Genomic DNA, 12,788 nt, shown 5'->3' with positions numbered 1-12,788 from the left:
TGAAGGTTTTCTTGCGCCAGCGCTGGCAGCCGGCCATGCCCTGATAGGGTGCAAGGCGGGTTATTAGACGATTGTCGACAATATGTATTTATTCTTTGACTATTAGGGGCTGATTGGCTAGTTTTTGCGGCATCGCTTTTAAAGGTGTCGACAATATGCTGGATCAACTGGAAACCCCAGTGATAGCGTCAGACGATTCCCAGACCATGTCGGAGAACGTCTTCCGGCGTATCCAGGCCGCCATCGTCAAGGGCGAGATCGCCCCCGGCAGCAAGATCTCCGAGCCGGAACTGGCGCGCACCTATGGCATCAGCCGCGGCCCGCTGCGTGAGGCGATCCACCGCCTGGAAGGCCAGCGCCTGCTGGTGCGCATCCCCCATGTGGGCGCGCGAGTAGTGTCCTTGAGCCATGAAGAGCTGATCGAACTCTACGAAATCCGCGAATCCCTGGAAGGCATGGCCTGTCGCCTGGCCGCCGAGCGCATGACCGACGCCGAGATCGAAGAGTTGCGCCAGGTGCTGCACACCCACGAACGCGACGCGGCCTTCCAGGCCGGTGTCGGCTACTACCAGCAGGAGGGCGACTTCGATTTTCATTACCGGATAATTCAAGGCGCCGGTAACCGCACCCTGACCCAAATGTTGTGCGGCGAGCTGTATCAGTTGGTGCGCATGTACCGCATCCAGTTCTCCGCCACCCCCAATCGTCCACGCCAGGCCTTTGCCGAGCATCACCGCATTCTTGACGCGATTGCCGATCGCGACGGTGAACTGGCCGAGTTGTTGATGCGCCGCCATATCGGCGCTTCCAAACGCAACATTGCCCGTCACTTCCCGGACGGCGCTCCCCAATCACGAGGTGAGTCATGAGTTCCAATAACAACACTACTCCAGGCCAACGTTTCCGTGACGCCGTGGCCAGCGAGCACCCATTGCAGGTGGTCGGCGCGATCAACGCCAACCACGCGCTGCTGGCCAAGCGTGCCGGTTTCAAGGCGATCTACCTGTCGGGTGGCGGGGTGGCTGCCGGCTCCCTCGGCGTGCCGGACCTGGGCATCACCGGCCTGGATGACGTGCTGACCGACGTGCGCCGCATCACCGACGTGTGCGACCTGCCGCTGTTGGTGGACGTGGACACCGGTTTTGGCTCCTCGGCGTTCAACGTCGCGCGCACCGTCAAGTCGATGATCAAGTTCGGCGCGGCGGCGATCCATATTGAAGACCAGGTGGGCGCCAAGCGTTGCGGCCATCGCCCGAATAAAGAAATCGTATCCCAGCAGGAAATGGTCGACCGCATCAAGGCCGCCGTGGATGCGCGCACCGATGACAGTTTCGTGATCATGGCCCGCACCGACGCACTGGCGGTGGAAGGTCTGGAATCCGCCCTGGAACGTGCCGCCGCCTGCATCGAGGCCGGCGCCGACATGGTGTTCCCGGAGGCCATCACTGAGCTTGAGATGTACAAACTGTTCGCCTCCCGCGTGAAAGCGCCGATCCTGGCCAACATCACCGAATTCGGTGCAACGCCTCTCTACACAGTCGATCAACTGAAATCTGCGGATGTTTCCATCGTCCTGTACCCGCTCTCGGCCTTCCGCGCCATGAACAAGGCGGCCGAGAACGTCTACACCGCGATCCGTCGCGACGGCACCCAGCAGAACGTGATCGACACCATGCAAACCCGCATGGAGCTTTACGATCGCATCGACTACCACACCTTCGAGCAGAAGCTCGACGCGCTGTTCGCCGCCAAGAAGTAACGCGAGCGCTCACTAATAACTACAAGATTGGAGATAACCATGGCCGAAGCAAAAGTACTCAGTGGCGCTGGCCTGCGTGGCCAGGTTGCCGGGCAAACCGCACTGTCCACCGTGGGCCAGGCCGGTGCCGGCTTGACCTACCGTGGCTACGACGTGCGCGAACTCGCCGCCGACGCGCAGTTTGAAGAAGTCGCCTACCTGCTGCTCTACGGCGAACTGCCGACCAAAGCCGAACTGGCCGCCTACACCGCCAAGCTCGGCAAGTTGCGCGACCTGCCCCAGGCGCTGAAAGAAGTGCTGGAGCGCATCCCCGCCGATGCCCATCCGATGGACGTGATGCGCACCGGTTGCTCGTTCCTGGGCAACATCGAGCCGGAGAAGGACTTCTCCGTGCAGCGCGACGTGACCGACCGCCTGCTGGCCGCGTTCCCGGCGATCATGTGCTACTGGTACCGCTTCAGCCACGACGGCCAGCGCATCAACTGCGTGACCGACGAGCCGTCCATCGGTGGGCACTTCCTGCACCTGCTGCACGACAAGAAGCCCAGCGACTTGCACATCAAGGTGATGAACGTCTCGTTGATCCTCTACGCCGAGCACGAATTCAACGCCTCGACGTTCACCGCCCGCGTGTGTGCGTCGACCCTGTCGGACCTGTATTCCTGCGTCACCGCCGCCATCGGCTCCCTGCGCGGCCCGCTGCACGGCGGCGCCAACGAAGCCGCGATGGAGATGATCGAGCGTTTCTCTTCCGCCCAGGAAGCAGTGGAAGGCACCCTCGGCATGCTGGCGCGCAAGGACAAGATCATGGGCTTCGGCCACGCGATCTATAAAGACAGCGACCCGCGTAACGAGGTGATCAAGGGCTGGTCGAAAAAACTCGCGGACGAGGTGGGCGACACCGTGTTGTTCCCGGTTTCCGAAGCCATCGACAAAACCATGTGGGAGCAGAAGAAACTGTTCCCCAACGCCGACTTCTACCATGCCTCGGCGTACCACTTCATGGGCATCCCGACCAAGCTGTTCACCCCGATTTTCGTCTGCTCGCGGCTTACAGGATGGGCCGCGCATGTATTTGAACAGCGTGCCAACAACCGCATCATCCGTCCGAGCGCCGAGTACATCGGCGTTGAGCAGCGCAAGTTCGTGCCAATCGAACGTCGCTGAGTGGAGAAGCCGCTGATCTCGGGGTGAAACCGGATCAAAATGTGGGAGCGGGCTTGCTCGCGAAGGCGGTGTGTCATTCAACACACATGGCGACTGTCACACCGCCTTCGCGAGCAAGCCCGCTCCCACATTTAGACCGTGTTTCACACTGGATCAGCAACGGTTCTTCCTTTTGCAACTACCGTGACCGAGTCCTGACGATGAACACTGAACACCGCAAACCGCTCCCCGGCAGCCGCCTCGACTTCTACGACGCCCGCGCGGCGGTCGATGCAATCACCCCCGGCGCCTACGCCACACTGCCGTACACCTCCCGCGTACTCGCGGAAAACCTGGTGCGTCGCTGTGACCCAGCGACCCTCAACGCATCCCTGAGCCAACTGATCGAGCGCAAACGCGACCTCGATTTCCCGTGGTTCCCGGCCCGCGTGGTGTGCCACGACATCCTCGGCCAGACCGCCCTGGTGGACCTTGCCGGCCTGCGCGATGCCATTGCCCTGCAAGGCGGTGACCCGGCCCAGGTCAACCCGGTGGTGCCGACCCAACTGATCGTCGACCATTCCCTGGCCGTCGAAGCCGGTGGTTCTGACCCGGAGGCGTTCGAGAAAAACCGCGCCATCGAAGACCGCCGCAACGAAGACCGTTTCCACTTTATCGAGTGGACCAAAAAGGCCTTCAAGAACGTCGACGTGATCCCGCCGGGCAACGGCATCATGCACCAGATCAACCTGGAGAAAATGTCCCCAGTGATTCAGGTGCGTGACGGCGTGGCCTTCCCCGATACCTGCGTCGGCACCGACAGTCACACCCCTCACGTAGACGCGCTGGGCGTGATCGCCATCGGTGTTGGTGGCCTCGAAGCGGAGAGCGTGATGCTCGGACGTGCCTCGTGGATGCGCCTGCCGGAAAGTGTCGGCGTGGAGCTGACGGGCAAGCTGCAACCGGGCATCACCGCCACCGATATGGTGCTGGCGCTGACCGAGTTCCTGCGCAAGCAAAAGGTCGTGGGTGCCTGGCTCGAGTTCTTCGGTGAAGGCGCCTCCGCGCTGACCCTGGGCGACCGCGCCACCATCTCCAATATGGCCCCGGAATACGGCGCCACGGCGGCGATGTTCTATATCGACCAGCAGACCATCGCCTACCTCAAGCTCACCGGCCGTGAAGACGAACAAGTCACCCTGGTGGAGCAATACGCTCGCCACACCGGCCTGTGGGCGGACGACCTCAAGGGCGCGCAATACGAGCGTGGCCTGAGCTTCGATTTGTCCAGCGTAGTGCGCAACATGGCCGGCCCGAGTAACCCCCACGCCCGCGTCGCCACCAGCGACCTGGCGGCCAAGGGTATCTCTGGCCAGTGGGATGACGTGCCGGGGCAAATGCCCGACGGCGCAGTGATCATCGCGGCCATCACCAGTTGCACCAACACCAGCAACCCGCGCAACGTGATTGCCGCCGGCCTGCTGGCGCGCAATGCCAACAAGCTCGGGCTGGCCCGCAAGCCGTGGGTCAAGTCGTCCCTGGCGCCGGGTTCGAAAACCGTGGCGATGTACCTCGACGAAGCCGGGCTGACCACCGAGCTGGAGCAGTTGGGTTTTGGTGTCGTGGCGTTTGCCTGCACCACCTGCAACGGCATGTCCGGCGCACTCGACCCGGTGATCCAGCAAGAGATCATCGACCGCGACCTGTACGCCACCGCCGTGCTGTCGGGTAACCGCAACTTCGATGGCCGTATCCACCCGTACGCCAAGCAAGCGTTCCTCGCGTCGCCGCCGCTGGTGGTGGCCTATGCGATTGCCGGCACCATCCGTTTCGACATCGAAAAAGACGTGCTGGGCCTGGATGCCAACGGCAAGGAAATCCGCCTGAAGGACATCTGGCCGAGCGACGAAGAAATCGACGCAGTGGTCAAGGCGTCGGTCAAGCCGGAGCAGTTCCGCCAGGTCTACATCCCGATGTTCGCGATCCACGAGGACACCGGCCCGAAAGTCACGCCGCTGTACGACTGGCGCCCGCAGAGCACCTATATCCGCCGTCCGCCGTACTGGGAAGGCGCCCTGGCCGGCGCACGTCCGCTCAAAGGCATGCGTCCACTGGCGGTGCTGCCGGACAACATCACCACCGATCACCTGTCGCCGTCCAACGCGATCATGCTCGACAGCGCCGCCGGTGAATACCTGGCGAAAATGGGCCTGCCGGAAGTCGACTTCAACTCCTACGCGACCCACCGCGGCGACCACTTGACCGCGCAGCGCGCCACCTTCGCCAACCCGAAACTGTTCAATGAAATGGTGGTTGAAGACGGCAAGGTCAAGCAGGGTTCGCTGGCGCGCCTGGAGCCGGAAGGCAAGGTCACGCGCATGTGGGAAGCCATCGAAACCTACATGGAGCGCAAGCAGCCGCTGATCATCATTGCCGGCGCCGACTACGGCCAGGGTTCATCCCGGGACTGGGCGGCCAAGGGCGTCCGTCTGGCGGGTGTGGAAGCGATTGCCGCCGAAGGTTTCGAGCGTATCCACCGCACCAACCTGGTGGGCATGGGCGTGTTGCCGCTGGAGTTCCTGCCGGGCACCGACCGCAAGACCCTGAAGATCGACGGCACCGAAACCTACGACGTGATCGGCGAACGCACCCCGCGTGCGCAGCTGACGTTGTTGATCAACCGCAAGAATGGCGAGCGTGTCGAGGTGCCGGTGACCTGCCGCCTGGACACGGCTGAAGAGGTGTCGATCTACGAGGCGGGCGGCGTGTTGCAACGCTTTGCCCAGGACTTCCTGGAATCGGCTGTTACCGCCTGACAACTGTGGCCGGGGTTTGTGCCCCGGCCCATGAGGATCACCATGGCACACGTACCGCAGATCAAGATTCCCGCCACCTACATGCGTGGCGGTACCAGCAAGGGTGTGTTTTTCAATCTCAAGGATTTGCCCGAATCCGCCCAGGTGCCAGGCACGGCGCGAGATGCGTTGTTGTTGCGGGTGATCGGCAGCCCCGACCCGTACGACAAGCAGATCGACGGCATGGGCGGCGCGACGTCCAGCACCAGCAAAACCGTGATCCTCGCCAAAAGTACCCGCGCCGATCACGACGTGGACTACCTGTTCGGGCAGGTGTCCATCGACAAACCGTTCGTGGACTGGAGCGGCAACTGCGGCAACCTGTCGGCGGCGGTGGGTTCGTTCGCTATCAGCGCCGGCCTGGTAGATGCCGCGCGCATTCCGCATAACGGCGTGGCCGTGGTGCGGGTGTGGCAGGCGAATATCGGCAAGACCATTATCGCCCACGTGCCGATCACTGACGGTGCGGTGCAGGAAACCGGCGACTTTGAACTCGACGGCGTGACCTTCCCGGCCGCCGAAGTGCAGCTGGAATTCATGGACCCGGCGGCGGAAGAAGAGGGCGGCGGTGGCTCGATGTTCCCTACCGGCAACCTGGTGGATGACCTGGAAGTGCCGGGTGTCGGCACGTTCAAGGCGACGCTGATCAATGCCGGGATTCCCACCATCTTCATCAACGCCCAGGACCTGGGCTACACCGGCACCGAGCTGCAGGGCGCGATCAATGGAGACCCCAAAGCGCTGGCGATGTTTGAAACCGTCCGCGCCCACGGTGCGTTGCGCATGGGCTTGATCAAGCACCTGGACGAAGCGGCTCAGCGCCAGCACACGCCGAAGGTAGCGTTTGTGGCGCGGCCTGCGGATTACGTGGCATCCAGCGGCAAGGCGATCAAGGCGGGCGATGTGGACCTGCTGGTACGGGCGCTGTCCATGGGCAAGTTGCACCACGCAATGATGGGGACGGCGGCGGTGGCGATTGGCACGGCGGCAGCGATTTCCGGCACGCTGGTGAATCTGGCGGCGGGCGGTGTGGAACGCAATGCCGTGCGGTTCGGGCATCCGTCCGGGACGCTGCGGGTAGGCGCCGAGGCCAGCCAGGTCAACGGTGAGTGGGTCGTGAAAAAAGCCATCATGAGCCGCAGTGCGCGGGTGTTGATGGAAGGGTTCGTGCGCGTACCCGGCGACGCTTTCTAACCTTGCGCCGTGCGGGACGCGGAGCGTCCAAGGCGGCATTCCCACGCAGAGCGTGGGAACGATCACAGGCAGGCACCAAGACCTGCCTTTTATAAAACTTCAACCCTGACCCTGAGGATGGACCGCACCTAACCCATTTTGGAGTACTGCCATGAGCGCCAACGTCGACCAGAACAACCGCCCCGACTACGACCAGGTCCTGCAGGACATCGCCGACTATGTCCTGAATTTCAGGATCGAATCCCGCGATGCCCTCGACACCGCCCGCAACTGCCTGATGGACACCCTCGGTTGCGGCCTGCTGGCCCTGCGTTTCCCGGAGTGCACCAAGCACCTGGGGCCGATTGTGGAAGGCACGGTGGTGCCGTTCGGCGCACGGGTGCCGGGCACCTCGTTCCGCCTGGACCCGGTCAAGGCCGCGTGGGACATCGGCTGCATCGTGCGCTGGCTCGACTACAACGACACCTGGCTCGCCGCCGAATGGGGTCATCCCTCGGATAACCTCGGCGGTATCCTCGCGGTCGCCGATCACCTCTCGCAAAAACGCGTGGCCAATGGCGATGCGCCGCTGACCGTGCGGGCCGTGCTGGAGGCGATGATCATGGCCCACGAAATCCAGGGCGTGATCGCCCTGGAAAACTCCTTCAACCGCGTCGGCCTTGACCATGTGTTGCTGGTGAAAGTCGCCTCCACTGCCGTCACCGCCAAACTGATGGGCGCCAACCGTGAGCAACTGCTGTCGGCACTGTCCCAGGTGTTTGTCGATGGCCAGGCGTTGCGCACTTATCGCCATGCGCCGAACGCCGGTTCGCGCAAGTCGTGGGCAGCGGGGGATGCGTCGAGTCGCGGGGTACGGCTGGCCGACATCGCCATGCGTGGCGAGATGGGTATTCCCGGTGTCCTGAGCGCGCCGCAGTGGGGCTTTTATGACGTGCTGTTCAGCCACACCAACAAGGACCTGGCGCTCAAGCCCGAAGACAAGCGCGCCTTCAGCCTGTCCCAGCCCTACGGCACCTATGTGATGGAGAACGTGCTGTTCAAGATCAGCTTTCCTGCCGAGTTCCACGCGCAAACCGCCTGTGAAGCGGCGGTCACCTTGTACCCGCACGTGAAGACTCGCCTGCATGAGATCGACAGGATTGTCATCACCACCCACGAGTCGGCGATCCGGATCATTTCCAAGGTCGGGCCACTGGCCAATGCGGCTGACCGCGACCATTGCCTGCAATACATGACCGCCGTCCCGCTGGCGTTTGGCAACCTGGTGGCCGAGCAATACGAGGATGAGTTCCACGCGGCCCATCCGATCATTGATGAGCTGCGGGAGAAGATGGTCATCGTCGAAGACCCGCGCTATAGCCGCGAATACCTGGAGGCCGACAAGCGCTCCATCGCCAATGCGGTGCAGGTGTTCTTCAAGGATGGGTCCAGCACCGAACAGGTGGCCGTGGAATACCCGATTGGCCACCGTCGTCGTCGGGTGGATGGCATTCCGTTGCTGGAAGACAAGTTCAAGGCCAACCTGGCGACCCGGTTTACCGCGCAGCGCAGTGCCGAGATTTTTGCGCTGTGCAAGGATCAGGCACGGCTTGAGGCCACTCCGGTAAACCGGTTTGTCGACCTGTTCGTCATCTAAAAATGATCGTTCCCGCGCTCTGCGTGGGAATGCATCCTGTGACGCTCCGCGTCACCATTGCGCAGGACTCAAGCCTTGCGCCAGCAGTGGAACGCGGAGCGTCCCTGGCGGCATTCCCACGCAGAGCGTGGGAACGATCAATGTGTCGAGATCACGCCGTTACATGCTGCCTTCCACATCATCCAGGCTGAACGTCTCGGTATGGTCGTCATAGGAGAAAATCTCCGCATACCGTCCCCACGCCACCACGCTTTCCAGGGTTTTCTCCACAAAAGCTTCCGTCATCGAGTCTTCCAGTTCCTGCTCGAAGCGCACCCGGGGTGCCCGATGGCCGCTGCGTTCAAGCAACACCTGGTGAATGCGCGCGGCCAATGGCACGTGGCGGATCAAGTGTTCGGCAAACAGGGTTTTACGCTCCTGGGTGCCGTAGTCGGCGAACAGTTTGCCGGCGTCGGTGAGGGTGATGTCGGCACCCTTGAGTTCGGCGAAGCCCAAATGCTCAAGCATCTCCGCCACCGGGAACAGATCATCGACTTCCAGCAAGCGCCGTTCGGCCACGGTCGGCAGGCCGGCATGGCCGTTGTAGGGCTCGGCGGCCAGGGTTTCGATCAAGCCGGCCATCAGGTTGGTGGAGACTTCCGGCAACAGGCTGCCCATTTTCAGCTCAGGCAAGCCTCTGCTCGCGTCGGCGCTGCGGCGGTCGGTCATCAGGGCGTAGATGTCGTCGACCATTTGCCGGAAGGTCGGGTCCAGGCGGTTGCGCGGGTGGGCAAACGGTACCTTGATCTCGGCCACCACCCGGCCAGGGTTGGACGACAGCACCAGGATGCGGTCGCACATCAACACCGCTTCTTCGATGTTGTGGGTCACGATCAGGATCGATTTTATCGGCAACTGCTTGCCGCTCCACAGATCCAGCAGGTCGGTGCGCAGGGTTTCAGCGGTGAGCACGTCCAGCGCCGAGAACGGTTCGTCCATCAGCAGCAGGGTCGGGTTCACCACCAGCCCGCGGGCGAACCCCACGCGTTGGCGCATGCCGCCGGACAGTTCACGGGGGTAGGCGTTTTCAAAACCGTCCAGGCCGATCAGGTCGATGGCCGCAAGGGCGCGCCTGCGGGACTCCTTGCGCTCGACCTGCAAGGCTTGCAGGCCGGCCTCGACGTTTTCCAGCACGGTCAGCCACGGGAACAGGGCAAAGGTCTGGAACACCATGGCCACGCCTTCGGCCGGGCCGGTGAGTGGCGCGCCGTTGTAGCGTACTTCGCCCGACGACGGCTGGATCAGCCCCGCGATGATGCGCAGCAAGGTCGACTTGCCCGAGCCGGAGCGACCAAGCATGCCGACAATCTCGCCCTCATGCAGGCTCAAGTCCACGCCGCTGAGGACTTGCAGCTCGTCTTTACCTTTGCCGAACACCCGGTTCACGTTTTTCAACGAGTAGATTTCCGGGGTGTCGGCGGCATGCTCGGTATAGGTAGTCATCACAGCGAATCCCATCAATTCAGACGAAGTTTGTTTTCAGCCATGGCGTACATCGGCCGCCACACAGCACGGTTGAACGCCACCACGAAGATCGACATCACCACCACGCCCAGAGCGATCTTCGGGAAGTCGCCGGCCGCGGTGGTTTGGGCGATGTAGGCGCCCAGCCCGTGGGCGACCACATTGTCCTGGCCCCAGGACACGTACTCGGACACGATACTGGCGTTCCAGGCACCGCCCGAGGCGGTAATCGCGCCGGTGACGTAGTACGGGAAAATCCCCGGCAGCATCACTTTGCGCCACCACAACCAGCCGCGAATGCGGAAGTTGGCGGCGGCTTCCTTGAAGTCATTTGGGAAGGCGCTGGCGCCGGCGATCACGTTGAACAGGATGTACCACTGGGTGCCCAGCACAATCAGCGGGCTCAGCCAGATATCCGGGTTGAGGTTGTAGTGCAGGATCACGATGACGAACACCGGGAACAGCAGGTTCGCCGGGAAGGCCGCGAGAAACTGCGCCAGCGGCTGGATTTTTTCCGCCAGGGCCGGGCGCAAGCCGATCATCACGCCCAGCGGCACCCAGATCAGCGAGGCGATCAGGATCAGGCCAGCCACCCGCAACAGGGTGATCAGGCCCAGCACAAATACATGGCCGACTTCGGCGAGGGTCACTTCGGTGCCGACGTACTGCACGATGTGATACAGCGCATAGGCGGCCAGCAGCGCGATGAGTGCGCCCCACACCCAGTCGATCACTTTTGACGCCCTTGGTGTTTCTGCCGGCAATGCCTTGAGTGCACCGCCCGCCAGGCTGAAGCGTTTGTTGCCAATGCGGCTGATGGCGCGGGTGACAGGCCGCAGGATGCGCTGGACGATGCGCGTGCGCTGGATCAGGTTCAGCAGCCAGGATTGCGGCGCGGCGCCCTGGGAGGCGGTGGTTTCCATGCGGAATTTATCGGCCCAGGCCACCAGCGGGCGGAACAGGAACTGGTCGTACATCAGGATGACGACAATCATCGCCAGGATCACGTAACCCACGGCGTGCAGGTCTTTCTGGGCAATCGCCAGGGCCAGGTACGAACCTACGCCCGGCAAGGTGATGGTCTTGTCGCCGACGGTAATGGCCTCGGAGGCGACCACGAAAAACCAGCCACCGGACATGCTCATCATCATGTTCCACACCAGCCCCGGCATGGCGAAGGGCACGTCGAGCTTCCAGAACCGCTGCCAACCGGAAAGTCGCAGGTTGGTCGACACCTCCACCAGGTCGTGGGGCAGCATGCGCAGCGACTGGTAAAAGCTGAACGTCATGTTCCAGGCCTGGCTGGTGAAAATCGCAAAGATTGCGGCGAACTCCGCGCCGAGCACGCGCCCGGGGAACAGCAGCAGGAAGAACGTTACCGTAAACGAGATGTAGCCCAGTACCGGTACCGATTGCAGGATGTCGAGCACGGGCACCAGCAGTTTTTCGGCGCGCCGGCTTTTGGCGGCCAGGGTGCCGTACAACAGCGTGAACACCAGTGCTGCAACCATCGCCGCCAGCATGCGCATCGTGGTGCGCATCGCGTACTCCGGCAGGTTGGCCGGGTCGAGGGAGATGACTTCACTTTGCAAGGTGGCGATGGGCGCCCAGGTTTCCCGGGCAGTGATGGAGAAAAACAGTAAAAAGCCGATCACCAGGGGCAGGGCGACCAAGTCCCAGCGGTTGGGCAGCAAGCGCAACGTGGACGCAGGGATATAGTGGCGGAACACTCTGTTCATAGGCAGTCAGTCCTGCAGCGTTCAGGTTCAGGGGCGTGATGGGAGTGAGCTTAGCTGCTGCACGAATGACCCACCGAGAAGGAAGGGCGCTGTTTTCGCGAGTCAGGGGCAACGAGGCGTTGCTGGCGGGATTGTACGTTTCTGAATGTTACAAGCACATAAATTTGCTGTCAGTTTCCTGTACGAACGGCGTCTAGGGCGTTGGCACCCTAGCCGCCGCACGGCCGCTATTCGAACCGCAGAATCACCCGGCGGTTGTGCTTGCTCTTCTTCTCGATTTTTTCACAGAACACCCGGCCGATTTCCTCGGTATTGGTCACATGGGTGCCGCCACAGGGCTGGATGTCGATACCGGCAATCTCGATCACCCGTACCGACCCCTGAATCACCGGTGGCGCCACCGCCTGGGTGCGGGTGATCTGCAGCAGGGTCGAATACTCCGAGGCGGGCATCGACAGGGTTTTTACCGCGTGAGCCTGTTCGATCAAGGCATTGAGGTCGCGGGTGATGCTCTCTTTGTCGAGGGTCATTTCCGGCAGGTCGAAATCCAGGCGACCCTTGTCGGCACCGATGCTGCAACCGGTCACCGGGGCATCGATGATCGAGCACAGCAGGTGCAGGCAGGTGTGCATTTTCATGTGCTGGTAGCGCCGCTCCCAGTCCAGGCTGGCGTCCACCTGCATTCCGGCGGCCAGTTGTTCAGGGCACTGTTCTACCTGGTGCCAGATGATTGAGCGCAGCACCGGGTCGCGCACGGTGCCGGTGATGTCGACGCGGCTGCCGTCGGGCAGGATGAAGTGCCCGGTGTCGCCCGGCTGACCGCCACCTGTGGGGTAGAACAGCGTGTGCTCCAGGGCGATCCCCTGTTCGCTGACGGCAATCACCCGCGCACTGAAAGCATTCTGGTAAGGCGCGCTGTCGAACAGCGCGAGGGTTTCCATGGTGTGCACAGACAT

Annotated in this window: 9 protein-coding genes; 6 read left to right on the top strand and 3 right to left on the bottom strand. The window is 62.5% G+C overall.

Going from position 1 to position 12,788, the window contains the following annotated elements; all coding sequences use genetic code 11:
- The first annotated feature begins 155 nt into the window (after positions 1-155).
- The 6 genes from JFU58_RS27400 (at position 156) to prpD (ending at position 8,590) form a co-directional block, all read left to right on the top strand.
- Positions 156-869: a GntR family transcriptional regulator gene (locus JFU58_RS27400; protein WP_026078184.1), complete on the top strand. Its 714-nt coding sequence runs from the start codon at positions 156-158 to the stop codon at positions 867-869.
- Positions 866-1,759 (top strand): methylisocitrate lyase, encoded by an 894-nt coding sequence (prpB, locus tag JFU58_RS27395; RefSeq protein ID WP_003214976.1) that lies wholly within the window; start codon positions 866-868, stop codon positions 1,757-1,759. Before JFU58_RS27400 ends, prpB begins: the two co-directional genes overlap by 4 nt.
- 39 nt (positions 1,760-1,798) lie before the next feature.
- Positions 1,799-2,926 (top strand): bifunctional 2-methylcitrate synthase/citrate synthase, encoded by a 1,128-nt coding sequence (gene prpC / locus JFU58_RS27390; protein ID WP_177027071.1) that lies wholly within the window; start codon positions 1,799-1,801, stop codon positions 2,924-2,926.
- A gap of 200 nt (positions 2,927-3,126) precedes the next feature.
- Positions 3,127-5,721 carry a Fe/S-dependent 2-methylisocitrate dehydratase AcnD gene (gene acnD, locus JFU58_RS27385; RefSeq protein ID WP_201142815.1) on the top strand — a complete coding sequence of 865 codons (2,595 nt, stop codon included), beginning with the start codon at positions 3,127-3,129 and terminating at the stop codon, positions 5,719-5,721.
- A gap of 42 nt (positions 5,722-5,763) precedes the next feature.
- Positions 5,764-6,954, top strand: coding sequence for a 2-methylaconitate cis-trans isomerase PrpF (gene prpF, locus JFU58_RS27380; RefSeq protein ID WP_063032385.1), 1,191 nt, complete (start codon positions 5,764-5,766; stop codon positions 6,952-6,954).
- Positions 6,955-7,105: 151 nt separating this feature from the next.
- The gene (gene prpD / locus JFU58_RS27375; RefSeq protein WP_201142814.1) at positions 7,106-8,590 is read left to right on the top strand and encodes a 2-methylcitrate dehydratase; all 1,485 of its coding nucleotides are present in this window, start codon (positions 7,106-7,108) and stop codon (positions 8,588-8,590) included.
- Between the two features lie 159 nt (positions 8,591-8,749).
- On the opposite strand, the gene JFU58_RS27370 is transcribed toward prpD, so the two are convergent.
- The 3 genes from JFU58_RS27370 to JFU58_RS27360 all read right to left on the bottom strand — a co-directional run bounded on the left by JFU58_RS27370 (position 8,750) and on the right by JFU58_RS27360 (position 12,788).
- Positions 8,750-10,072, bottom strand: coding sequence for an ABC transporter ATP-binding protein (locus JFU58_RS27370; RefSeq protein ID WP_076017164.1), 1,323 nt, complete (start codon positions 10,070-10,072; stop codon positions 8,750-8,752).
- Between the two features lie 14 nt (positions 10,073-10,086).
- Complete coding sequence (locus tag JFU58_RS27365) at positions 10,087-11,832, bottom strand: ABC transporter permease (RefSeq protein ID WP_063032381.1); 1,746 nt, start codon at positions 11,830-11,832, stop codon at positions 10,087-10,089.
- A 227-nt stretch (positions 11,833-12,059) separates the two neighbouring features.
- Positions 12,060-12,788 carry an alanyl-tRNA editing protein gene (locus JFU58_RS27360; protein WP_177027074.1) on the bottom strand — a complete coding sequence of 243 codons (729 nt, stop codon included), beginning with the start codon at positions 12,786-12,788 and terminating at the stop codon, positions 12,060-12,062.

The sequence above is a fragment of the Pseudomonas sp. TH34 genome (genome assembly GCF_016650865.1).
Lineage (GTDB): Bacteria > Pseudomonadota > Gammaproteobacteria > Pseudomonadales > Pseudomonadaceae > Aquipseudomonas > Aquipseudomonas yamanorum.
The sequence above is the reverse complement of the archived record's forward strand: the minus strand, read 5'-3'. Positions and strand labels throughout refer to the sequence as shown.

What these genes read in the sequence shown, in the direction of transcription:
- JFU58_RS27400 (WP_026078184.1), top strand. Translation starts at nt 156, where the DNA reads ATGCTGGATCAACTGGAAACCCCAGTGATAGCGTCAGACGATTCCCAG.
- prpB (WP_003214976.1), top strand. Translation starts at nt 866, where the DNA reads ATGAGTTCCAATAACAACACTACTCCAGGCCAACGTTTCCGTGACGCC.
- prpC (WP_177027071.1), top strand. Translation starts at nt 1,799, where the DNA reads ATGGCCGAAGCAAAAGTACTCAGTGGCGCTGGCCTGCGTGGCCAGGTT.
- acnD (WP_201142815.1), top strand. Translation starts at nt 3,127, where the DNA reads ATGAACACTGAACACCGCAAACCGCTCCCCGGCAGCCGCCTCGACTTC.
- prpF (WP_063032385.1), top strand. Translation starts at nt 5,764, where the DNA reads ATGGCACACGTACCGCAGATCAAGATTCCCGCCACCTACATGCGTGGC.
- prpD (WP_201142814.1), top strand. Translation starts at nt 7,106, where the DNA reads ATGAGCGCCAACGTCGACCAGAACAACCGCCCCGACTACGACCAGGTC.
- JFU58_RS27370 (WP_076017164.1), bottom strand. Translation starts at nt 10,072, where the DNA reads ATGACTACCTATACCGAGCATGCCGCCGACACCCCGGAAATCTACTCG.
- JFU58_RS27365 (WP_063032381.1), bottom strand. Translation starts at nt 11,832, where the DNA reads ATGAACAGAGTGTTCCGCCACTATATCCCTGCGTCCACGTTGCGCTTG.
- JFU58_RS27360 (WP_177027074.1), bottom strand. Translation starts at nt 12,788, where the DNA reads ATGTCTGTGCACACCATGGAAACCCTCGCGCTGTTCGACAGCGCGCCT.